General features: G+C 63.5%; 21 protein-coding genes. 7 read left to right on the plus strand and 14 right to left on the minus strand.

What is annotated here, in order from left to right:
* The first annotated feature begins 57 nt into the window (after positions 1–57).
* The gene (locus MRBLMS1_RS24450; protein WP_485882576.1) at positions 58–1,812 is read left to right on the plus strand and encodes an allantoate amidohydrolase; all 1,755 of its coding nucleotides are present in this window, start codon (positions 58–60) and stop codon (positions 1,810–1,812) included.
* A 2-nt stretch (positions 1,813–1,814) separates the two neighbouring features.
* Here the strand turns inward: MRBLMS1_RS24450 and MRBLMS1_RS24455 are convergent, their stop codons facing one another.
* From MRBLMS1_RS24455 to aptA, 7 genes are all read right to left on the minus strand, one after another.
* Positions 1,815–3,050: a Zn-dependent hydrolase gene (locus MRBLMS1_RS24455; RefSeq protein ID WP_485882578.1), complete on the minus strand. Its 1,236-nt coding sequence runs from the start codon at positions 3,048–3,050 to the stop codon at positions 1,815–1,817.
* Between the two features lie 10 nt (positions 3,051–3,060).
* Complete coding sequence (gene hydA, locus MRBLMS1_RS24460; protein WP_485882580.1) at positions 3,061–4,452, minus strand: dihydropyrimidinase; 1,392 nt, start codon at positions 4,450–4,452, stop codon at positions 3,061–3,063.
* Positions 4,453–4,469: 17 nt separating this feature from the next.
* On the minus strand, positions 4,470–5,954 hold the full coding sequence (locus tag MRBLMS1_RS24465; RefSeq protein ID WP_485882582.1) for an NCS1 family nucleobase:cation symporter-1: 1,485 nt from the start codon (positions 5,952–5,954) through the stop codon (positions 4,470–4,472).
* Between the two features lie 122 nt (positions 5,955–6,076).
* On the minus strand, positions 6,077–7,357 hold the full coding sequence (preA, locus tag MRBLMS1_RS24470; protein WP_485882584.1) for an NAD-dependent dihydropyrimidine dehydrogenase subunit PreA: 1,281 nt from the start codon (positions 7,355–7,357) through the stop codon (positions 6,077–6,079).
* Positions 7,357–8,724, minus strand: coding sequence for an NAD(P)-dependent oxidoreductase (locus MRBLMS1_RS24475; protein WP_485882586.1), 1,368 nt, complete (start codon positions 8,722–8,724; stop codon positions 7,357–7,359). The genes preA and MRBLMS1_RS24475 overlap by 1 nt, the downstream gene beginning before the upstream one ends.
* A gap of 46 nt (positions 8,725–8,770) precedes the next feature.
* Complete coding sequence (locus tag MRBLMS1_RS24480; RefSeq protein WP_485882588.1) at positions 8,771–10,273, minus strand: CoA-acylating methylmalonate-semialdehyde dehydrogenase; 1,503 nt, start codon at positions 10,271–10,273, stop codon at positions 8,771–8,773.
* A gap of 124 nt (positions 10,274–10,397) precedes the next feature.
* The gene (gene aptA, locus MRBLMS1_RS24485; RefSeq protein WP_485882590.1) at positions 10,398–11,714 is read right to left on the minus strand and encodes an omega-aminotransferase AptA; all 1,317 of its coding nucleotides are present in this window, start codon (positions 11,712–11,714) and stop codon (positions 10,398–10,400) included.
* A gap of 358 nt (positions 11,715–12,072) precedes the next feature.
* Here aptA and MRBLMS1_RS24490 point away from each other — a divergent pair, with 358 nt between their 5' ends.
* Positions 12,073–13,530 (plus strand): aminotransferase-like domain-containing protein, encoded by a 1,458-nt coding sequence (locus tag MRBLMS1_RS24490; RefSeq protein WP_485882592.1) that lies wholly within the window; start codon positions 12,073–12,075, stop codon positions 13,528–13,530.
* Positions 13,531–13,540: 10 nt separating this feature from the next.
* A complete protein-coding gene (locus MRBLMS1_RS24495; RefSeq protein WP_139090114.1) occupies positions 13,541–14,224 on the plus strand; it encodes a TetR/AcrR family transcriptional regulator in 684 nt (227 codons plus the stop codon).
* A 27-nt stretch (positions 14,225–14,251) separates the two neighbouring features.
* Here MRBLMS1_RS24495 and MRBLMS1_RS24500 read toward each other — a convergent pair whose 3' ends face one another.
* Positions 14,252–15,187, minus strand: a complete 936-nt coding sequence (locus MRBLMS1_RS24500) for a choice-of-anchor A family protein (RefSeq protein ID WP_485882595.1) — start codon at positions 15,185–15,187, stop codon at positions 14,252–14,254.
* 310 nt (positions 15,188–15,497) lie between these two features.
* Between MRBLMS1_RS24500 and MRBLMS1_RS24505 the strand changes: the two genes are divergently transcribed.
* The 4 genes from MRBLMS1_RS24505 to MRBLMS1_RS24520 all read left to right on the plus strand — a co-directional run bounded on the left by MRBLMS1_RS24505 (position 15,498) and on the right by MRBLMS1_RS24520 (position 18,150).
* A complete protein-coding gene (locus tag MRBLMS1_RS24505) occupies positions 15,498–15,980 on the plus strand; it encodes a hypothetical protein (RefSeq protein ID WP_485882597.1) in 483 nt (160 codons plus the stop codon).
* Positions 15,981–16,122: 142 nt separating this feature from the next.
* Complete coding sequence (locus MRBLMS1_RS24510; protein WP_070303416.1) at positions 16,123–16,392, plus strand: hypothetical protein; 270 nt, start codon at positions 16,123–16,125, stop codon at positions 16,390–16,392.
* A 160-nt stretch (positions 16,393–16,552) separates the two neighbouring features.
* Positions 16,553–16,975, plus strand: coding sequence for a VOC family protein (locus MRBLMS1_RS24515; RefSeq protein ID WP_485882600.1), 423 nt, complete (start codon positions 16,553–16,555; stop codon positions 16,973–16,975).
* 11 nt (positions 16,976–16,986) lie between these two features.
* Positions 16,987–18,150, plus strand: coding sequence for a dipeptidase (locus MRBLMS1_RS24520; RefSeq protein WP_485882602.1), 1,164 nt, complete (start codon positions 16,987–16,989; stop codon positions 18,148–18,150).
* Here MRBLMS1_RS24520 and MRBLMS1_RS24525 read toward each other — a convergent pair.
* The 6 genes from MRBLMS1_RS24525 to MRBLMS1_RS24550 all read right to left on the minus strand — a co-directional run bounded on the left by MRBLMS1_RS24525 (position 18,147) and on the right by MRBLMS1_RS24550 (position 25,919).
* Positions 18,147–19,364 carry a nucleoside deaminase gene (locus MRBLMS1_RS24525; protein WP_485882654.1) on the minus strand — a complete coding sequence of 406 codons (1,218 nt, stop codon included), beginning with the start codon at positions 19,362–19,364 and terminating at the stop codon, positions 18,147–18,149. The genes MRBLMS1_RS24520 and MRBLMS1_RS24525 overlap by 4 nt on opposite strands.
* A gap of 4 nt (positions 19,365–19,368) precedes the next feature.
* Positions 19,369–19,776, minus strand: a complete 408-nt coding sequence (locus tag MRBLMS1_RS24530; protein ID WP_034754695.1) for a cytidine deaminase — start codon at positions 19,774–19,776, stop codon at positions 19,369–19,371.
* Positions 19,777–19,882: 106 nt separating this feature from the next.
* Positions 19,883–21,205 carry a thymidine phosphorylase gene (deoA, locus tag MRBLMS1_RS24535; protein ID WP_485882604.1) on the minus strand — a complete coding sequence of 441 codons (1,323 nt, stop codon included), beginning with the start codon at positions 21,203–21,205 and terminating at the stop codon, positions 19,883–19,885.
* Between the two features lie 170 nt (positions 21,206–21,375).
* The gene (locus tag MRBLMS1_RS24540; protein WP_485882606.1) at positions 21,376–23,757 is read right to left on the minus strand and encodes an aldehyde dehydrogenase family protein; all 2,382 of its coding nucleotides are present in this window, start codon (positions 23,755–23,757) and stop codon (positions 21,376–21,378) included.
* A 12-nt stretch (positions 23,758–23,769) separates the two neighbouring features.
* Positions 23,770–24,729, minus strand: coding sequence for a deoxyribose-phosphate aldolase (deoC, locus tag MRBLMS1_RS24545; RefSeq protein WP_034754550.1), 960 nt, complete (start codon positions 24,727–24,729; stop codon positions 23,770–23,772).
* Positions 24,726–25,919 carry a phosphopentomutase gene (locus MRBLMS1_RS24550; RefSeq protein WP_139090108.1) on the minus strand — a complete coding sequence of 398 codons (1,194 nt, stop codon included), beginning with the start codon at positions 25,917–25,919 and terminating at the stop codon, positions 24,726–24,728. The genes deoC and MRBLMS1_RS24550 overlap by 4 nt, the downstream gene beginning before the upstream one ends.
* Positions 25,920–25,934 lie beyond the last annotated feature (15 nt).

Below are 25,934 nucleotides of genomic sequence, written 5' to 3' on the forward strand. Positions count from 1 at the left end.
GCATATAATGGACGCAGAACGGGGCGCTATCATCACCGCTTGCATGATCGGAAAACCATGACCACCCTCTCAGACCTGAACGCCGGCAGCCAGGCCGATTTTATCGCGCACCTGCACGGCATCTACGAACATTCGCCCTGGATCGCCCAGCGCGCGGCCGCCGCCCGGCCGTTTGCCAGCCTGACGGCACTCAAGACGGAACTGCAGCGCGTGCTGGAGCAAGCCTCGCCAGAAGAGCAACTGGGGCTGATACGCGCCCACCCTGAGCTGGCCGGCAAGGCCGCCATCGCCGGGCAGCTGACGGCGGAATCGACGCGCGAACAGGCCAAGTCCGGCCTGAACCTGTGCAGCGCCGACGAATTTTCCACCCTGCAGCGCCTCAACAGCGACTACAACGCCAAGTTCGGATTTCCCTTCATCCTGGCCGTCAAGGGCCCGACGGGCGAAGGCTTGACGCGCCAGGACATCATCGCCACGTTTGCGCGCCGCCTGAAAAACCGCCGCGCCGACGAACTGGCCGAATCGCTGCGGCAGATCAAGCGCATCGCCGAGCTGCGCCTGAACGAGCTGTTCGACGTGCGCCTGGACTTCGGCCCGGCCATCATGCAGCAGGCGGAAACCCTGGCCGGCTGGAGCGACAGCGATTACAACCTGACCTGCGCCTACCTGACGCCGGCGCACCAGAAAACGGCCGCGCAGCTGGCCGGCTGGATGCGGGACGCCGGCATGCAGGTGCATATCGACGCCGTCGGCAATGTGGTCGGCCGCTATCTGTCCGATATCCCCGGCGCAAAGACCCTGATGACGGGATCGCATTACGACACGGTGCGCAACGGCGGCAAGTACGACGGCCGGCTGGGCATCGTGCTGCCGATCGCCGTCGTGCGCCACCTGCATGAACGGGGCGAAAAACTGCCGTTCCATTTCGAGGTCGTCGGCTTCGCCGAAGAAGAAGGCGTGCGCTTCAAGAGCACGTTTTTGGGCAGCACGGCCATCACGGGCCAGTTCGACGTGTCGCTGCTGGAGCAAGTCGATGCGGACGGCGTGAGCATGCGCGACGCGCTGGCCGCCGCCGGCCACGAGGCGGGCGCCATCGGCGCCATCGCGCGCGATCCCGCCAGCGTGCTCGGCTATGTGGAAGTGCATATCGAGCAGGGTCCCGTGCTGCTCGAGCGCGACCTGCCGCTGGGGATCGTGACGGCGATTGCCGGCAGTTCGCGCTACCTGGTCAATCTTGGAGGCGTAGCCAGCCACGCTGGCACCACGCCCATGACCATGCGCAAGGACGCGGCCAGCGCGGCCGCCGAAATCATCCTGCTGGTGGAACAACGCTGCAGCCAGGGCGAAGCGCTGGTGGGCACCGTGGGCCAGCTGCACGTGCCCAACGGCTCCGTCAACGTGATCGCCGGCGCCTGCACCCTGTCGCTCGATATCCGCGCAGCCGTTGATGCCGTGCGCCAGAGCGCCGTCGACGATATTCTCGATGGCATCGCCGCCATCTGCGCGCGGCGCCAGATCGACTACCAGCTGGAACTGCTGCTGTCGGCGCGTGCGGCGCCGTGCGCACCGTGGCTGATGGCGCAGCTGGCGCAAGCCGTGGAATCGGTCGGCATCGAACCGTACGCGCTGCTGTCGGGCGCCGGCCACGACGCCATGGCCATGGCCGCCATCACCGACGTGGCCATGCTGTTTACCCGCTGCGGCAATGGCGGCATCAGCCACAACCCGCTGGAAACCATGACGGCGGACGACGCCGACATCGCGGCGCGCGCGCTGCTGGCGTTTTTGCGCGGCTTCCAGCCGAAGCCATAAGGTTATACCGCCACGGCCCGCTCCAGCATCGCGTGCAGCAGCACGTTGCAGCCCGCTTCCAGGTGCTCGGGCTTGGCGTCCTCGATTTCATTGTGGCTGATGCCGTCCTTGCACGGCACGAAGATCATGCCTGCCGGCGCCAGCCGGGCCGCGTAGATGGCGTCGTGGCCGGCGCCGGACACCACGTCCATCACGGAGTAGCCGAGTTTTTCCGTGGCGTTGCGCACGGCGCCCACGCAGTCGGGGTGAAATGGGCATGGCGGGTAGTAGGACACCCTTTCCAGTGAAATGCCCAGGCCCGTCCTGTCGCGCGTGGCGTCGATGAAGGCCGTGATCTCGCCATGCATGGTGTTGAGCAGTTCGTCGTTCACGTTGCGCAGGTCGATGCTGAATTTGACTTCGCCGGGGATCACGTTGCGGCTGTTCGGGAACACCTGCACCATGCCCACCGTGCCGCGCCCGTACGGCGGGTAGCGGTTGGCAATCGCCACCACTTCCTGCATGATGGTGGTGGCCACCTGCAGCGCATCCTTGCGCAGTCCCATGGGCGTGGGGCCCGCATGCGCTTCCATACCCGTCACCACACAGTCGTACCACGACAGGCCCATCACGGCAGGCACCACGCCAATCACCTTGTCCGCGTCTTCCAGCACGGGGCCCTGCTCGATATGCGTTTCAAAGTAGGCGCCGATCGGATGGTCGCCCGGCACCTGCTCGCCCTTGTATCCGATGCGCGCCAGTTCCTCGCCCACGGTTTTGCCTTCCGTATCCTTGGCCGCATACGCCGTCTCCAGCGAAAAGGCGCCGCAAAATACGCCGGAACCCATCATCACGGGCACGAAGCGCGAGCCTTCCTCGTTGGTCCAGAAGGCCACTTCGATGGGCGCCTGCGTCTTGATCTTCAGATCATTCAGGGTGCGCACCACTTCCAGTCCCGCCAGCACGCCGTAGTTGCCATCGAACTTGCCGCCCGTGGGTTGCGTGTCGATATGGCTGCCCGTCATCACGGGTGGCAGCGTATTGTCGGTGCCGTCACGGCGCATGAACACGTTACCGATCTGGTCGATCGTGATGCTCATGCCCGCTTCACGGCCCCAGCCCACCACGAGGTCGCGCCCCTGCTTGTCCAGGTCCGTCAGGGCCAGGCGCTTGACGCCGCCCTTCGCTGTCGCGCCGATCTGCGCCAGCTCCATCAGGGCCGCCCACAATCGTTCGCCATTGATACGCAATGCATCCATCGTCAACTCCTTATGCGGTGGTGGCGGAAAAGGCGGGCCGTTCGATATAGCGCCCCGCCCCTTCGACGGCCATCAGTTCGCCCTGGTGGAACACCACCTTGCCGGCGGCAATCGTGGTGCTGGGGATGCCGCGCACGGTGCGCCCTTCGAAGACGTTGAAGCCTCCTTTGGCGAACTGCGTGGCGGCGGAAATGGTGCGCGTGCCCTGCGGGTCCCACAGCACGATGTCGGCGTCGCTGCCGACGGCGATGACGCCCTTGCGCGGATACATATTAAAGATCTGCGCCGCATTGGTGGAACTGACCTTGACGAATTCGGAAGGCGTCAGCATGCCGGAATTGACGCCGGCGTCCCACACGACAGCCATGCGTTCCTCGACGCCGCCGCAGCCGTTCGGGATGCGCGTAAAGTCGTCCTTGCCGGCCGCCTTCTGCTCGGCACAGAAGGTGCAGTGGTCGGTGGCCGTCGTGTGCAGGTTGCCGCTTTGCAGACCATGCCACAGGGCCGATTGATGGTGCTTGCCGCGGAATGGCGGGCTCATGACGTGGCCGGCCACATAGTCGAAATCATCGCTCTGGTAGACGCTGTCGTCGATCACCAGGTGGCCCGCCAGCGCTTCGCCATACACGCGCTGGCCGTTGGCACGCGCCCGTGTGATGGCGTCGAGCGACTCGGCGCACGAGACGTGCACGATGTACACGGGAGTATTGAGGACATTGGCAATCGCGATGGCGCGGTTGGCCGCCTCCGCTTCCACGGCCGGTGGGCGCGACAGCGGATGCGCCTGCGGTCCGGTGATCCCCTTCTTGAGCAAGGCTTGCTGCAACTGAAAAACCAGCTCGCCGTTTTCCGCATGCACGGTAGGAAGGGCGCCCAACTCCAGCGAACGGGTAAAGCTTTTCACCAGGGTTTCATCGTCGGCCATGATGGCGTTTTTATAGGCCATGAAGTGCTTGAAGCTGTTCACGCCATGCTCGCGCACGAGGGTGCCCATCTCCGCATGTACCTGCTCGCTCCACCAGGTGATCGCCACATGGAAGGTATAGTCGCCGGCCGCCTTGGCCGACCACTCGCGCCACTGGTGATAGGCCTCGATCAGCGATTGCTTCGGCGCGGGAATGACGAAGTCCATGATGGTGGTGGTGCCGCCCGCCAGCCCCGCCGCCGTGCCCGTGAAAAAATCGTCGGACGTCACGGTGCCCATGAAGGGCAAATTCATGTGCGTGTGGGTGTCTATCCCGCCCGGCATCACGTACAGGCCGCCCGCGTCGATCACGGTGGCGCCAGCCGGCACCGCCAGGTTCTCGCCGACGGCGGCAATGGTGTCGCCCTCGATCAGCACATCGGCGCGAAAGGCGCGGTCGGCGTTGACGACGGTACCGCCACGTATCAGTGTAGTCATCTTGTCTCCTTCAGTGATTACGACTGCGGCGCCTGCTGCACGTGCGCCACGGCCTTGCCCTTCATCATGACGCCGTACACGACGGCGGCGATGGCCACGCCCACGAACCAGGCGTAGGTGTAGATGGTTTTAAAGCCTTCGGCCACGTCGGGAAACGCCGTGGGAAAGGCTGCGTTCAAAAAGCCCGGGATGTTCGGCAGCACGGCAATGACAAAGGCGATCAGCGCCGCCATGTTCCAGCCATTGCCATACGAGTAGACGCCGTCGTCGCGGTACAGTTGTTTGACGTCCAGCTGCGTCTTGCGCACAAAATAATAGTCGACGATGAGGATGCCGGCGATGGGCCCCAGCAGGGCCGAGTAGCCGATCAGCCACGTGAAGATATAGCCCTGCGTCGACTCGAGCACCTTCCACGGCATCATGACGATGGCGATGAAAGCCGTGATGTAGCCGCCCATCTTGTACGAAACCTGCTTCGGCGCCAGCGAGGAAAAGTCGTACGCCGGGCCCACCAGGTTGGCCGCCAGGTTGACGCTGACCGTGTCGATCAACAGGATGATCAGGGCGATCAGCACGGCGGCGCCCGTCATGCGGCTGGCCAGGTCGACAGGATCCCAGATGGCCTTGCCGTACATGACGACGGAACCTGCCGTGACGATCACCGCCAGCATGGCCAGGAGTCCCATGGGCACGGGCAAGCCGATCGACTGGCCGATCACCTGGTCGCGCTGCGTCTTGGCAAAGCGCGTGAAGTCGGGGATGTTCAGGGCCAGTGTGGCCCAGAAACCCACCATCGCCGTCAAGGATGGCCAGAAGACGCTCCAGAACTGGCCCGCCTTTTTGCCGCCGGGGATGAACCGCGAGGGCTGGTCCAGCAGGCTGGCCACGCCGCCCGCCTTGCTGTGCACCCAGTACAGCAGCACGAAGCAGATGAGGATTTTCAGCGGCGCCGTGTAGGTTTCGAGCTTGCGGATCGATTCCATGCCATGCAGGATGTAATAGAACTGGATGGCCCAGAAAGCCAAAAAGCACAGCAACTGGCTGCCGTTGATGCCCAGGCCCGCGATCTTCTCGCCGCCCAGTTCATGGCCCACCAGCACGCCCATCAGGGTATAGATCATCTGCCCGCCGAACCAGGTCTGGATGCCATACCAGCCGCAGGCGACGATGGCGCGCATCAGGGCGGGCAAGCGCGCGCCCATGGTGCCGAACGAGGCGCGCGCCAGCACGGCATACGGTATGCCGTACTTGGTGCCCGCATGGCCGATCAGCAGCATGGGCAGGAGCACGATGGCGTTGGCGAGAAATACCGTGAGCACGGCCTGGTAACCGGACATGCCGCTGTCGATCAGGCTGGCCGACAGGGTGTAGGCGGGAATGCACATCACCATGCCGACCCACAGCGCGGCGAAGTGATACCAGCGCCAGGTGCGCTGCGCCGCCGTGGTGGGCGCCAGGTCTTCATTCCAGAGTTGCGTGTTGCCTGAATAGTCGTGGTTCACAGGTATGCTCCATCGGTTGGGAGGGGATCGGTTTTATAGAAACGGCGCGACCTTTATGTCGATCTAGCTTACCGCAAAGGCCGGCCACTGTTTACAAATAAAACGCACGCAATAACCGTGCCCTATGCCGACTCCGCCAATGCCCGAGGGTTACGTGGATCCTGCGTCCAGTTCATGTAAGGCTTGCCTGTTGTTTGCGGCACCATCGTGATGCAGCCCTGCACCGGACAAGTGATTTCGCACAGGTTGCAGCCCACGCATTCGTCCTTGATCACCTCATACGTGCGCGTGCCGGCCGCGTCGATCAGCTGCGCAATCGACTGGTGCGACGTGTCTTCGCAAGCCACGTAGCACTTGCCGCATTTGATGCAGTCGTCCTGGTTGATCTGCGCGATGACCTGGTAATTCATGTCCAGGTATTTCCAGTCCGTCGTGTTGGCCACGGCCTTGCCGGAAAAGTCGCTGATGCGTGCATAGCCCTTTTCATCCATCCAGCGCGACAAGCCATCCTTCATCTCTTCGACGATGCGAAAACCATGCAGCATGGCGGCCGTGCACACCTGCACGCAGCCGGCGCCCAGGGCGATGAATTCGGCCGCGTCGCGCCAGTTGCCGATGCCGCCGATGCCGGAAATGGGCAAGCCGCGCGTCTGCGGATCGCGGGCGATTTCCGCCACCATATTCAGGGCAATCGGCTTGACGGCAGAGCCGCAATAGCCGCCGTGCGTGCTGGCGCCGCCCACGATGGGCAAGGCCACCATGCGGTCCAGGTCCAGCGAGGTAATCGAATTGATGGTGTTGATCAGCGAGACGGCATCCGCGCCACCCGCCTTGGCGGCGCGCGCCGGCATGCGCACGTCCGTGATGTTGGGCGTGAGCTTGACGATGACGGGCAAGCGGCTGTGCTTCTTGCACCAGCTGGTCACCATCTGCACGTACTCGGGCACCTGGCCCACGGCCGCGCCCATGCCCCGTTCCGGCATGCCGTGCGGGCAGCCGAAATTGAGTTCGATGCCATCCGCGCCCGTCGCCTCGACCTTGGGCAGGATGTCGGCCCAGTAGTGTTCTTCGCAGGGCAGCATCAGCGAGACGATCATGGCGCGGTCGGGCCAGTCCTTTTTCACCTGCGTGATTTCGCGCAGGTTGATCTCCAGCGAGCGGTCGGTGATCAACTCAATATTGTTGAAGCCCACCACTTCGCGGTTCTTGCCGTACAGCGCGGAATAACGCGACGAGACGTTGACGGCGGCAGGATCTTCACCGAGCGTTTTCCACACGACGCCGCCCCACCCCGCCTCGAAGGCGCGCACCACGTTGTAGGCCTTGTCGGTCGGCGGTGCGGACGCCAGCCAGAAGGGATTCGGCGCCTTGATGCCGCAAAATTCGATGCTGAGATCAGCCATTATGCAGCCTCCACTTTATTGAACAGATCGGAATGGATGGCCAGTGCGGCCAGCTTGCCATGCTGGACGGCTTGCACCGTCAAGTCCTGCCCCGGCGCCACGCAGTCACCACCCGCGTAAATCCCCGGCAGCACCGTGCGAAAACCCGCATCGACGGCAATCTTGTCGCCTTCGCGCTGCAGCAGCGAGGCCATCGGGTCATGCAGCACTTCCGTGTCGAGGCTCTGGCCGATGGCCTTGAAGATGGCGTCGGCCGCCACGTCGAACGTTTCGCCCGTGCCCGCCAGGCGCGTGCCCTGCATCTGCGTTTTCTCGAAGCGCATGCCCGCCACCTTGCCGGCAGCGTCGAGCAGCACTTGCTGCGGCTGGGCCCACGTCAGCATGCGCACCTGGTTGGCCTTGGCGATCTCCTGTTCATGGTGGGTGGCCGTCATGGCATCGAAGCCGCGCCGGTAGACAAGGGTGACTTCCTCGGCGCCCAGGCGCTGGATCTGCACGGCCATGTCGATGGCCGTATTGCCGGCGCCAATCACGATCGCCCGCTTCGGCACGGGCAGCGCGGCCAGATCGTCCGCCTGGCGCAGCGCGGCGATGTAATCGACGGCGGCCAGCAAGCCCGGCGCATCCTCGCCCGTCAGCCCCAGCTTGCGGCTGGCGCCCAGGCCCAGGCCCAGGAAGACGGCGTCGTACTGCGCGTGCAAATCGCGCAGCTGCACGTTCTCGCCCAGCGCCTGGCGACATCGGATTTCGATGCCGCCGATATCGAGCAGGAAGTCGATTTCCTTTTGCGCAAAGTCGTCCGTCAGCTTGTACTTGGCGATGCCGTATTCATTGAGGCCACCGGCCTTGCCTTCCTTTTCAAAGATCACCACGTCGTGGCCCAGCATGGCCAGGCGGTGCGCGCACGACAGGCCCGCAGGGCCCGCGCCGACGATGGCGACGGTCTTGCCCGTGGCGGCCGCCCGCTTGAACGGGTGCTGTGCAAAATGCATGTGGTCGACGGCGTAGCGCTGCAAGAGGCCGATCTTGACAGGCTGGCCTTCCGCGTCGTGGTTGCGCACGCAGACGTCTTCGCACAGGATTTCTGTCGGGCAGACTCTGGCGCAGCTGCCGCCCAGGATATTCTGTTTCAGGATGCCGGCGGCGGCGCCGTTGATGTTCTTGTCATGGATGTTGCGGATGAAGCTGGCCACGTCGATTTCCGACGGACAGATGCGGCTGCACGGCGCATCGTAGCAATACAGGCAGCGGGCGCTTTCGATGGCGGCCTGGCGTGCCGTGAGCGGCGGCGCCAGGTCCGTGAAATGGCCCGCCAGTTCCTCGTTGGGCAGGGCGGGATGGGGCAAATAGTTCAAAGACTCGATCATCGCGTATTCCTCTTGTTATGTGCGGCCGGCTTGTGATTTGAAACCCTTACTTCATCTGGGGAAAAGCAAATTCCACACCAGCGCTTGCCGTGTTCGGCCAGCGCTGCATCACGGCCTTGTGGCGCGTGTAGAAACGCACGCCTTCGGGGCCATAGGCGTGGTGGTCGCCGAACATGCTGCGCTTCCAGCCGCCAAAGCTGTTGAAGGCCATCGGCACGGGCAAGGGGATGTTGACGCCCACCATGCCGACCTGGATCTGGCGCACGAATTCGCGCGCCACGCCGCCGTCGCGCGTGTAGATGGCCACGCCGTTGCCATACTCGTTGGCGTTGATCAGCTCCACCGCGTGCACGACGTCAGGACACCGGAGCACGCACAGCACGGGGCCGAAAATTTCTTCCTTGTAGATGCTCATGTCGCGCGTGACGTGGTCGAACAAGGTGCCGCCGACAAAGAAGCCGCTCTCGCGTCCCGACACCACGTGGTTGCGGCCATCGACGACCAGGGTCGCACCCTGCTCCACGCCCGAGGCGATCAGTTTTTCGATGCGCTGCTTGGCGGCCAAGGACACGACGGGGCCCATTTCCGCACCATCTTCCATGCCGTCGCGCACTTTCAGTGCGGCCGTGCGCGTTGCCAGTGCGTCGATCAATTTGTCGCCCGCGTCGCCCACGGTCACCACGACGGAGATGGCCATGCAACGCTCGCCCGCCGAACCGTAGGCCGCGCCGATCAGCGCATCGACCGTCATGTCCATGTCCGCGTCGGGCATCACCACCATATGGTTTTTTGCGCCGCCCAAGGCTTGTACGCGCTTGCCGCTGGCGCTGCCGCGCGCATAGATGTATTCGGCAATCGGCGTGGAGCCGACAAAGCTGATCGCCTGTACGACAGGGTGATCGAGCAAGGCATCGACCGTCACCTTGTCTCCCTGCACTACGTTGAAGACGCCGTCGGGCAAGCCCGCCTCTTTCAGCAGTTTCGCATGCAGCAGGGACGCCGACGGATCGCGCTCGGATGGTTTCAAGACGAAGGTATTGCCGCAGGCGATGGCGACGGGGAACATCCACATCGGCACCATCACGGGGAAATTGAATGGCGTGATGCCGGCCACCACGCCGAGTGCCTGGCGCATGGACCAGGCGTCGATGCCGCGCGAAATCTGGTCCGTGAATTCGCCTTTCAGCAGCTGCGGAATGCCGACGGCAAACTCCACCATCTCGATGCCGCGCGCCACTTCGCCCTGCGCATCGGCAAAGGTCTTGCCATGCTCGCGCGTGAGCATGGCGGCAAATTCGTCCGTGTGCTGTTGGCACAGCTGCAGGTAGCGGAACAGCACGCGGGCACGCGTCAAGGGCGGCGTGGCCGACCAGGAAGGAAATGCGGCGGCCGCCGCCTGCACGGCCGCGTCGACGTCTTCCACGGCGCCCAGCGCTACCCTGGCCACGGGTTCGCCCAGGGCCGGGTTGTAGACGTCGCCATAGCGGCCACTTTGGGTGTCGACTTTGGCGCCGTTGATGTAGTGGGTAATCGTGTCGAGATCAGTCATGATGCACTTTCTTTTGTTAAACCCGAATCAAGCGCCGGGTCAGTCTCTTCGAGATTGTTATGCGCCCCATTGGGACGCATAACCCCGGCGGGTCTGACCCCGGATGTTGTTTTGGGTTTGCCGTTCAATCGAGATTTTTGAGTACCTTGGCCAGCTTGCCAAACAACTCGTCGACATGCTGTTTTTCCAGCACCAGCGGCGGCGACAGGGCGATGATGTCGCCCGTCGTGCGTATCAGCACGCCGTCGGCGAAGGCCTGCTTGAAGGCGTTGAAGGCGCGCGTGCCGGGTTTGCCGGCAATGGGATCAAGTTCGATGCCGGCGATCAGGCCGATGCTGCGCAAGTCGATCACGTGCGGCAGGCCTTTCAGGGAATGTACGGCGTCGCTCCAATACGCCTGCATCGCTTTGGCGTGACCGAGGATGTCCTGTTCCTCGAACACTTGCAGGGTCGCCAGCGAGGCGGCGCAGGCCAGCGGATGACCCGAATACGTGTAACCGTGGAACAGTTCGATGCCGGCTGGCGCGTCCATGAAGGCGTCGTGGATGTGTTTTTTGCTGAACACGGCGCCCATCGGCACCATGCCGTTGGTCAGGCCCTTGGCCGTCGTCATCAGGTCCGGCTCGACGTCGAAATAATCGGCCGCGAACGGCGTCGTCATGCGGCCGAAGCCCGTGATGACTTCATCGAAGATGAGCAGGATGCCGTGCTTGGTGCACAGTTCGCGCAAGCGTTTCAGATAGCCTTTCGGCGGGATCAGAACGCCCGTGGAACCGGCCACCGGTTCGACGATGACGGCGGCGATCGTCGACGCGTCGTGCAGGGCGACGATGCGTTCCAGTTCATCAGCCAGGTGAGTGCCGTATTCGGGCTCACCCACCGTGTAGGCATTCTTGTCCAGGTTATGCGTGTGCGGCAGGTGGTCCACGCCCGGCAGCAGGGGGCCGAAGGTCTTGCGGTTGCCGCCGATGCCGCCCACGGAAATGCCGCCGAAACCCACGCCGTGATAACCGCGTTCGCGGCCGATCAATCGGGTGCGTGCACCCTCGCCGCGCGCCCTGTGGTAGGCCAGCGCGATCTTCAACGCCGTGTCGACGGCCTCGGAACCGGAGTTGGTGTAGAAGACGTGGCCGAATTTATGCCCCGTGTAGTCCATCAGTTTTTCCGCCAGCTCGAAGGCGGCCGGATGGCCCATCTGGAAGGTGGGGGCGAAGTCCAGCTGGCCCACCATCTCGCGGATGGCGCCAACGATTTTTGGCTGCGCATGGCCGCACGGCACGCACCACAGGCCAGCCGTGCCATCGAGGATGGCGTTGCCATCGACGTCCTTGTAGTACATGCCTTCAGCCGACACGAGCAGGCGCGGGTTGGCCTTGAAATCACGGTTATTCGTAAATGGCATCCAGAATGCCGACATCGATTCCGGCCTTGTTTCGTTCATGACCTTCTCCTTGGGATGGGCTGGCGCGGGGCCAGGATCGTTTTTGACGATGCGTAAAATAATTTACCAGTTGGCAAAAAGCTGATGTAATAATAGACAGGCCATCCCCAATGGCACAGATACACAAACGGCAAAGTATCCCAACCGTACAGGTCGAAAAACCACTACAGTTTTTGTGTTAAGTAATCTCCGGGAAATTATTGTGAATTTATGACAAACAGAACCGGATGCTATGCAAGGCGCCTGTTGCGACGCAGTGTAAGCACTGCTAGCAGCAGGCAACGCTGCAGAGTGCCGGTTATGGAAGTCAGAAATCACAAGAATTTATTGGGGGTTACTTGAGCAGAAAGGAGCCACCGTGAAGCACAGCGACAGCACAGACGATACCCCCGAGCAAGCAAGCGGCTGGCCCGTGCTCGACATCGACCGCCAGAAAAAGGGCGGCCTGGTCGAGCAGATCGTCATCGCCATCAGCGTCATGGTGGGCAGCCGCGCCCTGCGCATCGGCACGCGCATGCCGTCCGTGCGCCAGTTCGCCCGCTGCAATGGCGTGTCGACGTTTACCGTCGTCGAATCGTACGACCGCCTGGTCAACCTCGGCTTGCTGTCGTCGCGCCGCGGCTCCGGCTATTTCGTCGCGCGCCACGATATCGCCGCTACGCCACAGAGCACCGTACACGCGAGTCCGACCGCCATCGACGCCCTCACGCCCGATCTGTATTCGGGCGTGTCCGATGCCCTGCCCGTGGGCGCGGGCTGGCTGCCGCCCGAAATGTATGGCGAGGCGACCGTGCTCGATGCCGTGCGCCAGGCCATGCGCATTCCAGCCAGCCGGCTGCGCGGCTATGGCCACCCGCTGGGCTTTCCTTCGCTGCGCCAGCACCTCGCAAGCAGCCTGTCGGAAGAGCTGTTCCAGGTGGAGCCCGACCAGGTCTTGCTGACGCATGGCGCCACGCATGCCTTCGATCTGATCCTGCGCAGCCTGACCAAGCCGGGCGACACGGTGCTGGTGGAAGACCCCGGCTACAGCAATCTGCAGTCGCTGATCCGCCACCACGGCTGCATCCCCGTCGGCATTGCACGCGGCGAGGCGGGCCTCGACCTCGATGCGCTGGCCAGCGAGGCCGCGCGCACCCAGCCCAAGCTCATGTTCGTCAACACGGTGCTGCAAAATCCGCTCGGCACTTCGCTGAGCCAGGCGCAGACGCACCGTCTGCTGGCACTGGCCGAGCAATTCGATTTCTGGCTGGTGGAAGACGATATCTACCGCGAACTGGCGGTGCGCGGCGAAGCGTCGCTGGCGGCCATGGATGGCTTGCGCCGCGTGATCCGCGTGGGCAGTTTTTCCAAGACCCTGTCGCCCGTGCTGCGCGTGGGATCGATTTGCGCCTCGCCGTCGCTGGTGGCGGAACTGGTGCGCGTGAAGATGCTGGCGGGGTTGACGACGTCGGAAATCAACGAGCGCGCCGTCTACCACGCCGTGTCCGCGCGGCCCTACAAGCGCATGGTGGAGCGGCTCGTGGCGCAGCTCGATGCGGCCCGCGAGCGCAGCATCGACTGCCTGGCACAGGCGGGCATGACGCCCGTGGCGCGTCCGCGCGGCGGCATGTTCGTCAGCGCCGGCTGGCCCGACGTGCAGACGCCGGAATGGAATGGCAAGATCATCGCCGACATGGCCTTGAAGGCGGGCATCCTGCTGTCGCCGAACGAATTTTTCATGCTGCGCGCGCCCGAGACGGTGTGGTTCCGCTTCAACGTGGCCTACACCGATACCCCCGTGCTGCAGGCATTCCTGCAATCGATCCGCCCACGCTAAAGAAACCGCCATGGCCAGCGACAAATCCCCTGCCCTTCTCGTGAAAAATGCCGGCGGCCGGCGCCTGCAAAACCGCGACCGCCTGGAAGCGGATATCCTCGAGCAAGCCGTGCGCGCGTTCGCGGAAAGCGGCTATGAAGGCGCGTCGATCGCCACGATCGCCGAGCGGGCCGGCCTGTCGAAGCAAAACCTCATGTATTACTTCCCGTCCAAGCAGCTGCTGTACCAGCGCGTGCTCGACGACGTGCTCGACGACTGGCTGGCGCGCATGGATATGCTGGCCAATGCACACGACGAACCGCGCGACGTACTGCGCGCCTACATCGGCGCCAAGCTGCGCTTTTCGCGTGAGCAGCCGTGGGCTTCGCGCGTGTATGCGCTGGAAGTGATCAATGGCGCGCCCCTGTACGGCGCGCAGATACGAGAAAGAGTCGTGCCCCTGCTGCGCAAGGATATCGCCGTCTTCGAAGCGTGGATCGCGGCCGGCAGGATCGCGCCCGTCAATGCCACACACCTGATGTTCGCCATCTGGGCCATGACACAATCGTATGCGGATTTTTCGGCGCAGATGGCCCTGGTGCTGGAACGCAGGCAGCTCACGCGCAAGGATTACGAGGATGCGGAAATCCTGATCGCGCACATGGTGCTGGCGGCCGTGTCCATGCCGCCGGCAGACGAAAAAAAACCGCCTTGAAAGGCGGTTTCCCGAACGGCGCGAACGTTACGCTGCCGTCTTGCTCTTGCGGCGGCGCGCCATGAAGCCGACCAGGCCCAGGCCTGCCAGCAGCATCGCATAGGTTTCCGGTTCCGGCACGGCCGAGACATAACCGGCCACGTTGGTGGCGTTGAAAGAATGGCTGGCGTTGACCTGGATGTTCGAAGCCCAGTTACCCACGACCACGTCGCCGTTGATCTGGCCGTTACCACCGGCCATGGTCGCCAGCGGCGCCAGGACGCTGCCGTACAGGCCCACGCCGTTCAGGGTGATCGTCTGCGCTTCATAGAAGTTGTACAGCACATTGTATTTGCTGAAATCGCCGTAGCCGCCGGACAGGTTCACGTTCGTGCCGCTGATATTGAGGACCAGGGTGTCGTTCGTGTGCAGATTGCTGAACTTGAAATTGTTCACCGAGCCCAGCGCCGCGGAAGTCAGGTCGAACACTTGCACATTGCCCGTGCCGCCCTTCAGGGTCATGCCGCCGTAGGCCACTGAACTGCTGCCCGTGGACGCCACGTTCGCCAGCGAGGCCGAGGTGTTTTTCAGCTGGGCCGAGGTGGAGGCAAACGATACGGGCGACGCCGTCGTCTTGGTCGCCGTGTTCAGGCCCACGCTGCTCGTCGTCGTGCTGCCGCCGACAAAGTAATTGCCGTTCTTGATCGAACCGGAGCTGTAGTTCAGGTTGCCGCCAACGACCAGCGCATAGCCGGTATTACCGTGCGTGACGTAAGCGTCCTTGTTCTTGTCATTGACCGAATAATTTGATGCCGTCAGATTGCCGGCCACCAGCACGCCGCCTTCGACATCGCTGCCGGAAGCGCTGAAGTTGCTCAGGGAATATAAATTGGCGCCACCGATGCCCAAATCGAGAACACCGGCTTGCGCGGCGCTGGCGGCAAACACGGTCGACAGAACGAGTACGAATGATGATTTAGGCATGATTGACATTTTATTTCCAAAAAGAAAATTAACTTGACGCCAGAATATCATATCCATTGACTTTGATATGTCGCAAACCAACAACTTTTGTAACAATAATGCAAACATAGTTGCACAATGAGAATCATTCTCCTATCGCTGCCCGGAGAACGCCCACGCCGTCCCGATGACGCTTTGAACAGACGGGTAAACAGCCGCCTGTTCTGCACTTTCAATATTGCTTAGAAGCGCAGCCAACTTGGTGATACGATCGCGGCAGCGCCAGACCAGGCCGGCCCACAGAGTACGAAATCATAAGGATGAAGCACGCATGAAACGATTGTCCCTAGGCGCACTGATGCTGGCATATGCCTGCGGCGCGCACGCCGATGTGTTTAACATGATCGACAACCAGCCGCTCAGCGAAACCTGGCTCAACGCGGGGTTTTATTCGTATCACTTTCAGCGCGACAAGAACCTGAATGACAGCAATCCGGGCCTGGGCGCCGAATACCGCTTTTCCACGGTCGCGTCGGTCACGGCTGGCCGCTTCTACAATAGCGACCGCGCCTACTCGAACTACCTGGGCGTGTACTACCAGCCGATCAAGGTGGGCCCGCTGCGCGTGGGCGCCGTCGTTGGCGGTTTCAGCGGTTATCCGAAGATGCGCGATGGCGGCTGGTTCCCCGCCCTCGTCCCCACCATCAGCTATGAATACCAGCGTGTGGGCGTGAATATCGCCATCGTGCCGTCCTACAAGGACCGCCTGTATGGCGCCCTCAGTTTCCAGCTGAAACTCAAGGTATTCGAATAGCGGCTTGTCCCTGCCTGTCGCCGTTCGGTCCGCCATTCCTGCCATTCGTCGCATACGCGATGCGCGGCAGCAAGGTTTTTCCTATAGTGGCTTCATTGCCAGCATGCATACGGCAGCGGCACCCACACGACAGGAGAACGGCATGAAAGACATCAATTCGGCACCGGGCAGCACTTCCTTCAGCGCTTTCTGGAACGAGCTGTGCGCTTACACGCGCCAGGGCATGGCAGCCTTGCGCGCCATGCCCTGGCCCATGCTGCTGGTATGCTGCCTGGGCCTGGCGTTCCTGATCACCATCTTGCCGCTGGCCATCATGCTGTTTGCCCTCGTCATGCTGCTGAAATGGGCAAGCAACAGCGACGATGCCGGCGCAGACGAAAAAGTACCGGGCTCGCAGCAGTCGCCGCAATAAAAATTTGTGTCGTGGCAAGAGTGGAATGATTGTTCTATGGCACTATGGATGGGCGCAGCACTGACGGGCGTCAAGCCCATCCCGATGGATGGGTTTGATACGGAACGCCACGCAGGATCCATGATCGAAGCTACTCCCCCACAGCCATAGGAGTTTTCTGATGACCACGACAGCAAAAGCGACAGCAGCGACGACCATTCCCTGCCTGCGCTACCGGGACGCACCTGCCGCCATCGAATGGCTGTGCAAGGCGCTTGGCTTTGAAAAACAACTGATCGTGCCTGACGGCAACGGTGGTGTCGCCCATGCCCAACTGAGCTTTGGCAATGGCATGGTCATGGTGGCGCCGGCCATCGACAGCGACTATGGCCGCCTGATGAAACTGCCCGGCGACGTCGGCGGCGCCAACACGCAAAGCTGCTACCTGGTCGTCAGCGACGCCGATGCCGTCTACCGCAGCGCGCGCGAAGCGGGCGCCGAGATCATGCTCGACATCAAAGATGAAGATTACGGCGGACGGGGCTTTACCTGCCGCGACCCGGAAGGCCACATCTGGAGCCTGGGCACCTACGATCCATGGTAAAACGGAGAACAATGATTATCAGTACCCTCACCGCTGCCAGCCTTGCGCTGATCGGCGGCTTCCTGTCCGCTCCCGTCCTCGTCGACGAACATTTCAACCGCGTCCATCCCCCGTCCGGCAAGGCACCATCGTCAGCCACTACGGCCCTGCACGAGAGCCTGTGGATCGCCGACCTGCACGCCGACAGCCTGCTGTGGCAACGCAATCTGAACCGCGACAGCCAGCGCGGGCATGTCGACTTCCCCCGCCTGCAGCGGGCCAACGTGGCGCTGCAAGCGTTTTCCGTCGTCACCAAGACGCCGCGCAAGATGAATATCGAACGCAATGGCAGCGACACGGACAACATCACGGCGCTGGTGGTGGCGCAAGGCTTGCCGCCCGCCACCTGGAACAGCCTGCTGGCGCGCGCCACCTACCAGGCCGGCGAGCTGCGCCAGCAAGCGTCCAGGAGCGATGGCAAGGTGCGAGTCATCGGCAGCCGCGCCCAGCTGCACAGCTTCATCGCCGCGCGCGAAAAAGACCCCGCCCTGCTGGCCGGCTGGCTGACACTGGAAGGCGCGCATGCGCTGGAAGGAAAACTGGACAACCTCGACACCCTGTACCGGGCCGGCTACCGCATGGCCGCGCCCACGCATTTCTTCGACACGGAACTGTCCGGCTCCCAGCACGGTTTGAAGAAAGGCGGCCTGACGCCGCTGGGCAAGCAATGGCTGCGCGCCATGGAGCAGCGCAAGATGATCGTCGACCTGGCGCACGCCTCGCCGGCCACCATCGACGACGTGTTGACGATGGCGAAACGCCCCGTGATGGTGTCGCACACGGGCGTGCGCGGCACTTGCGCCAACGGCCGCAACCTCAGCGACGCACAGTTGAAACGCATCGCCGCCCAGGGTGGCCTGGTGGGTATCGGCTTCTGGAATACGGCCGTCTGCGGCAAGGACGTGGCGTCCATCGCACGCGCCATCAAGTACACGGTAAAACTGATCGGCGCCGACCATGTGGCCTATGGCTCGGACTTCGACGGCGCCGTCACCACGGCCATCGATGCGGCCGGCTTGCCACGCTTGACGCAGGCGCTGCTCGACGCTGGCCTGTCGGAAGCGCAGATCCGCAGAGTAGCCGGTGAAAACGTGCGCGACTTCTTGCTGAAAAACCTGCCCGACGATGACGCCTAGGCCAGTGCGCTGATCAACGCCTGGTGCGCCACCTGGCGCGGCCGGATGCGTATCAGCTTGCGGTACAGGGGCGGCATCGACTCGCACAGCGCCAGCAGCGCGTCTTCCTCCATGGCCGGGCGCACGTACTGGAATTGCGCGGGATTATTCTCCGGCAGCGCCCCTTCCATGGTGGAGCCGTAGGCGCCCAGGGTCATGAAACTGGCGGCGCCGTCGTTCGGGCCGATGGCCAGCACAAAGGTGCCGTGCTTGGGATGGCCCAGGTAGCTTTTGATTTCTTCCTGCAGCGCAGGATCGGCGCTCGCCATCAACTCGAAGCGCAGCTGCGCGTACTGGCGCGTGCACTCCATGAACGGCGTGCGGATGTCCGATTGCGACAATTTTCCCGGCATGCACAGCAGCAGGTTGCCGAAGGAGTCGAGCAAGGCGGCCGCGTCTCCCTGGCCGCCATCGCGCGCATCCTGCTCCATGGCCGCCTGCAGAAATGGCGCCAGACCCGCATCGGGCGCATGCGGCTCGCAGCGGTAAGTCAGGGCGTCCGGATAGCGGCGGCGCAAGGCGCGCACCACGGCATGCTCGGACGGCAAGGTGGCCGGATCGCGCAGATGCACGTCGTCGCCCGCGTTCAGCAGCTGCATCACCTGCGCCGATGTCGACTCGAACACGAGCGAGCACAGTGCCTGCGTCGCCTCGTGGATGCTCTTGCCGATGAAAAAAGATTTGGGCGCGGCGCCGGACGGCGCGCGTGCGTATTCGGTGGCGCCGCGCACGGCCGGATAGCAAAAGCTGCGTCCCGCCTGCGCCCGCAATGGCGCCGGCAAGGCCGTGAACGTGGCGCTGCCATCGTAATTGATGCCCGCCTTGACGTCGGGCGCGGCCACCACTACGTTGAAACCGGCCGCCAGAATCGCCCCCGTGCACATGCAGCACGGGTCGAGCGAGGTGACGATGGTCAGCTCGCCCGGCGGCGGCAAGGGCACGCCCTTGGCCCGCTCGGCGAAGTACCAGTCCACCAGCTGGCGCTCGCCATGCGCGGTGGGGTCGAACACCAGGCCCTGGCGCACGACGTTGTTGTGCATCGATTGCAGCACGTTGCCGGCGCCATCGAGCAGCACGCCACCCACGCCGAACGTGCCCTGCGTCTTTGCTGCCATGGCTTCGGCCGCGGCAATCGCCACGGCAGCCTGGATGTCTATCGTCTTGTTCAAGCGGATCCTGTTACTTCATGTCCAGGTCGGAATTGCCGAAGCCGTGCGGCAGCAGCCAGCCAGCCGTCACTTCCATGACATCGTTTTTCAGGTTCGTCAGGATCACCGGCAAGTCGGCACCGCCCATCTCGAAGATCACCTGGCGGCAGGCGCCGCATGGCGAGATCGGTTCAGCCGTGTCGCCCGTGACGGCCAGTTTGGCGAAATCGCCCGGCTTGCAGCCATGCGCGATGGCGCTGAAGAATGCCGTGCGCTCGGCGCAGTTGCACAGGCCATAGGCGGCGTTTTCCACGTTACAGCCACGGAAGACGCGGCCATCCTTGCACAGCAGCGCCGCGCCCACCTTGAAACGCGAGTATGGCGCATAGGCCAGTTCACGGCCGGCATTGGCTTCGGCGATCAGTTCTTGGTTGTTCATTTTTTCTGTCATACCTTTGAAATCATTCAGGCCGGGGTCAGACCCTCAACACCGCCAACGCATAGCTCAGCGCCATCGCAAACGGGGGTCTGACCCCAGTTTTCAACTACGGACGAATGGTACGATAAATCACGGGATTGGCCGTCAACGCCACTGCGCTGATGTCATACGCTTCCTGGATTTCCCTGACGGCTTGCTGCGCCGCCGCTGCCGTGCGCGCGTGCACCATGGCCAGCGGCTGGCCCACGGACACTGGCTCGCCCAGGCCCACGAGGTCCGTCAGGCCGACGGCAAAGTCGATGCTGTCCGTTGGACGGCGGCGGCCACCACCGAGGGCCACGACGGCCAGGCCGATGGCGCGGCAATCGCGCACGTTGGCAAAGCCGGCCGACAGCGCTGGCGCCGGCACGATGAACGGCGCCTGTTCCAGGTGCTTGTCCGGATGTTCGACCAGATCGGCCGGGCCGCCCAGGGCCGACACCATGCGCGCAAAGCGCTCGGCCGCCTCGCCCGAATCAAGAGCCGCCATCAATTTCACGCGCGCCTCCTCTTCGGTGGCGGCCAGGCCGCCCAGCACCAGCATCTCGGCGCACAGCGCCAGCGTGACTTCATGCAGGCGCGCGGGACGCGAACGGCCCGTCAGGTAATCCATGGCGCCGCGCACTTCCAGCGCATTGCCGGCGTATGGCGCCAGCGACTCGTTCATGTCCGTCAGAATGGCCGACGTCTGCATGCCCGCGCCATTGCCGACGGCGACGATGCTCTCGGCCAGTTCCACCGATTTGTCGTAGGTCGGCATGAAGGCACCCGTGCCCACTTTCACGTCCATTACCAGCGCGTCCAGGCCGGCCGACAGTTTCTTCGACAGGATGGAGCCGGTGATCATGGCCACCGATTCCACCGTGGCGGTGACGTCGCGGATGCTGTAGAAACGCTTGTCGGCCGGCGCCAGCTGCGCCGTCTGGCCAATGATGGCCACGCCGATCTCCTGCACCACCTTGCGGAACAGTTCATTGTCCGGCACCGTGCAATAGCCTGGAATGGCGTCGAACTTGTCGAGCGTGCCGCCCGTGTGGCCCAGGCCGCGGCCCGAGATCATCGGCACGTAGCCGCCGCATGCGGCGACCATGGGACCCAGCAGCAGGGAGACGACGTCGCCCACGCCGCCCGTCGAATGCTTGTCGACGATGGGACCAGGCAGGTTCAGCGAACGCCAGTCCAGCACCTGGCCGGAATCGCGCATGGCCAGGGTGAACGCCACGCGCTCGTCCATGTTCATGTCGTTGAAATAGACGGCCATGCCCAGCGCCGCGATTTGGCCTTCACTGACGCTGCCGTCAGTAATGCCGCGCACGAAAAACTGGATTTCCTCGGCGCTCAATACGCCCTTGTCGCGCTTCTTGCGAATGATTTCCTGAGTTAGAAACATGATAGCTCCCGATGTCCTATTCAAATGCTGATGTCGATCCAGCGGCCTTGTCGGATTACGCCCTGCGGGCTAATCCGACCTACACGCCTTGCTGGCGAAAGCAACTTGGGGCCGGCGCCCCGGCGCATCGCTGCGCGGAAGAACCGGCCCCACTATCCTGCTTTACAAACTTAGACGCCGTAAGGAATCCACACGTTTTTCACTTGCGACGCATGCGCCAGCACGGCACGGCCGCCGCTTTGGGCGGCGCTATACCAGTCGCGGCCCTTGGCGCCGCCGACCCAGGTGCGCTTCAGGGTGCCGGCCGACAGGCGCTCGACTTCCGCACAGCCTTCGGCGGAACCGTCATGGCGCCAGACGGCGTCGATGTCGGCGTGCGTGGCCAGGGTGCGCGCCAGTTCATCGGCGTTGCCGCTGATGATGTTGACGACGCCGCCCGGCAAGTCGGACGTGTCGAAGACCTGGTACAGGTCCAGCGCGGAGAGCGGATGCGCTTCCGACGGCACCACCACCACGCGGTTGCCCAGCGCAATGGCTGGCGCCACGAGCGAAATGAAGCCGAGCAAGGGCGCTTCGTTCGGGCAGACGATGCCGATCACGCCAACCGCTTCATTCAGCGCCACGGTGATGCCCTTGGTTGGCGGCTGGTGCGCCAGGCCGTCGTACTTGTCGGCCCAGGCGGCGTAGTAGAACAGGCGTTCGATCGAGGCCTGCACTTCCTTCTCGGGATTTTTACTGCCCGTCATGGCGGCGATGCGGGCGGCGAATTCGTCGGCGCGCGCTGCCAGGTTTTCGGCGATGTAGTACAGCACTTGCGCGCGGTTGTGCGCCGTGGCACTGGTCCAGCCGGACGCTTTATGGGCCGCTTCGACGGCGTTGCGGATATCCTTGCGGCTGCCCACGCCCACTTCGGCCAGCAGGGCGCCGTTTGCGCCGAATACGGGCGCGCTGTAGGCGCTGTCGGGGCGCGCCTGCTTGCCGCCGATGTACATCTTGGCCGTGCGGTCGATGGCAAACGGATCGGCTGGCGCCGGCTTTACATTGGCCTTGGCTTTCGCTTCCACCACCGGCAGGGCCGGACGCGCATCTTCGGCCAGGGCCGTCATGTATTCCAGCATGCCTTCGCGGCCGCCTTCACGGCCGAAGCCCGATTCGCGGTAGCCGCCGAAGCCGCACGCCGCGTCGAACTGGTTCGCGCTGTTGATCCACACCACGCCAGCCTTGATGGCGGGCGCGATGTCGAGGGCCAGGCTGATCGACTCCGTCCACACGCTGGCGGCCAGGCCGTACACCGTGTTGTTCGCCAGTTGCACCGCTTCGGGCGGCGTGCGGAAGCTCATCGCCACCAGCACGGGGCCGAAGATTTCAGCCTGTGCCACGGCGGCCGAGGTCGACGCGCCCGTGATCAGGGTCGGCGGGAACCACGAGCCATCAAGCGGCAATTCGCAAGCAGGTTGCCACACGTCGCAGCCTTCGGCGCGGGCCGAATCGACCAGCGCGGCGATGCGCTGGCGCTGCACCGGATCGACCAGCGCGCCCACGTCCATCGATTTGTCCAGGGGCGAGCCGAGGCGCAGGTTTTCCATGCGCGCGCGTACCTTGTTCAGGAAGCGTTCCTGGACCGATTCCTGCACCAGCAGGCGCGAACCGGCGCAGCACACTTGTCCCTGGTTGAACCAGATCGAATCGACCAGGCCTTCCACGGCGCCGTCCAGGTCCGCGTCATCGAAGACGATGAATGGCGACTTGCCGCCCAATTCGAGCGACAGCTTCTTGCCGCTGCCGGCCGTCGCTTCACGGATCAAACGGCCCACTTCGGTCGAACCCGTAAATGCGATCTTGTCGACGCCAGGATGGTTGACGATGGCCGAGCCCACGCGGCCGTCGCCGGTGACGATATTGACGACGCCGGCCGGCACGCCCGCCTGCACGCACAGTTCGGCGAACAGCATGGCGGTCAGCGACGTGAATTCCGCCGGCTTGAAGACAACCGTGTTACCGGCCGCCAGGGCCGGGGCGATTTTCCACGACAGCATCAGCAGGGGGAAATTCCACGGCACGATCTGGCCCACCACGCCCACGGCGCGGTAGTCGGCGAATTCTTCCGACTGCAGCTGCGCCCAGCCGGCGTGATGGTAGAAATGGCGCGCGGCCAGCGGCAGGTCGATATCGCGCGTTTCGCGGATGGTCTTGCCGTTGTCCAGGGTTTCCAGCACGGCGAACAGGCGCGAGTGTTTTTGCAGCAGACGGGCCAGCGCGTACATGACTTTCGCGCGGCCGTGGCCGCCCATACCCTGCCATACGGGCAGCGCGCGGCGCGCCGCTTCCACAGCGCGTTCCACGTCGGCGTCGGTCGCTTGCGTCAGTTCGGCCAGCTGCGTGCCGTCGGCGGGATTGGTCGAAGCGAACAGTTCCGCCGGCGCGCTCCAGGCATTGTCGATGAACAAACCAAATGTGCGCTGGTGGCCATCGAGCCACGCCTGCGCTTCTTTTTGACTTTCGGGAGCAGGGCCGTAGTCCATAGTATTGAGAATCTCGTTAATTGTTGGCATGACGATTGTTCTTTAAGGTTGTGCGTGACGATGATTGGCCGAGTAGCTGCCGGTGACGTAGTGCTCGAGCTGGCGCTCGATGTCGGTCAGCAGGCTGGAAGCGCCGATGCGGAACAGGTGCGGCTGCAGCCATTCGTTGCCCAGTTCTTCCTTCATCAGGGTCAGGTATTGCAGCGCGCTCTTGGCCGAGCTGACGCCGCCAGCCGGCTTGAAGCCCACCTGGAAGCCCGTCTGCTCATGGTATTCGCGGATCGTGCGCACCATCGTCAGGGCCACGGGAATGGTGGCGTTCACGCCCTCTTTACCGGTGGAGGTCTTGATGAAATCGGCGCCGGCCATCATGCAGACCCACGAGGCCTTGGCCACGTTTTCCATGGTCAGCAAGTCGCCCGTGGCAAGAATCGCCTTCACGTGCGCTTCGCCGCACGCCTTGCGGTAAGCAAGCATTTCGTCGTACAGCACTTGCCAGTTACCGTTCAGCACGTGCTGGCGCGTGATGACGATATCGATCTCGGAAGCGCCTGCGGCGACCGACAGTTCGATCTCGCGCAGCTTCGTTTCCATGCTCGTCAGGCCGGCCGGGAAACCCGTCGACACGGCGGCGATGGGCAAACGGCCCTGGATGACCTTGACGGCCGGCTGGATCATCTCGTGGTACACGCACACGGCGCCGGTGCTCAAGTCGGTCAGGCCCAGTGCCTCCATCAGGTCGGCGCGCAGCGGGCGCATGGCCTTCATGCACAGGCGTTCCACTCGGCCCGGCGTATCGTCGCCACCCAGGGTAGTCAGGTCGATCATCTGGATGGCTTTCACCAGCCAGGCGGCCTGGTATTCCTTTTTCACGGTACGGCGGTTTGCCAGGCTGGCCGCGCGGCGGTCTGTCGCGGCGCGGTTGACGCGGATCTGGTTGATCCAGCCCAGGTCGAGGCCAACGGCCTCGTTACGCTTGAATTCGGGATGCATGAGTGTCATAACAAGCTGGTTCCATTAGCAAGTGGTGGTACGCCAAGGTGTTTGGCGAGGGTTTGGCCAATATCGGAGAAGGTCTCGGAAATGCCCAGTGCGCGCGGGGCGACGCCGGGGCCGAAGAAGATCATCGGTATGTGTTCGCGGGTGTGGTCGGAGCCGTGCCAGGTCGGGTCGCAGCCATGGTCGGCGGTGATCACGACCAGGTCGCCTTCCTTGAGCTTGGCCATGAATTCCGGCAGGCGCGCATCCATTTCGCGCAACGCGTCGGCATAGCCCTCGACGTTGCGGCGGTGGCCGAACGCCTGGTCGAAATCGACGAAGTTCACGAAGGTGAGCGACTTGTCCTGCACTTCATCGGCCGTCTTCAACAGCGCTTCGAACAGCGCCATGTTGTCGACGCCCTTGACGACTCTGGAGATGCCCTGGGTAGCGAAAATGTCGCTGATCTTGCCCAGGCCGACGACTTCGCCACCCGCATTCTTGACGTGGTCGAGCAGGGTCGGCGCGGGTGGCGCGACGGCGTAGTCGTGGCGGTTGGACGTGCGCGTGTAGTTGCCATTGCTGCCCGTGAACGGACGGGCGATGACGCGGCCGATGTTGTACGGCTCGACCAGCTTGAAGGCCATTTCGCACACTTCGTACAGGCGCTCGAGGCCGAACGATTCTTCGTGCGCGGCGATCTGCATCACCGAGTCGCCCGAGGTATAGATAATCAGCTTGCCGGTGGCGACGTGCTCGTCGCCATGCTTGTTGATGATGTCCGTGCCCGAGGCATGGCAGTCGCCGAGGAAGCCCGGCACGCCGGACATGGCCTTGAGCTTGTCGGTCAGGTCGGCCGGGAACGACGGCGTCGTGCGGGGGAAATATCCCCAGTCGAATTCGACGGGCACGCCGGCGATTTCCCAGTGGCCGCTCTGCGTGTCCTTGCCGGTGGAGCGCTCGCGCGCCGCGCCGTAGGCGCCGGTGAAACCGTCGCGCTGGTCGAAGCCCGTGGCCCATTCGCCGCTGGCCAGGTGCGCCGCGGCGCCCAGGCCCAGGCGTTCCATGTTCGGGAGTTTCAAGGTCTTGCCGCTTTTGGCGACAGTGCTGGCAATGTGGCCAAAGGTATTGGCACCTGCGTCGCCATACTTGGCGGCGTCTGGCGTCGCGCCAAGGCCGAAAGAATCAAGCAGGAGGATAAATGCGCGTGACATGATAAGGCTCGCTTT

The organism is Massilia sp. LMS1-1-1.1, from assembly GCF_040815535.1.
Lineage (GTDB): Bacteria > Pseudomonadota > Gammaproteobacteria > Burkholderiales > Burkholderiaceae_D > Janthinobacterium > Janthinobacterium aestuarii.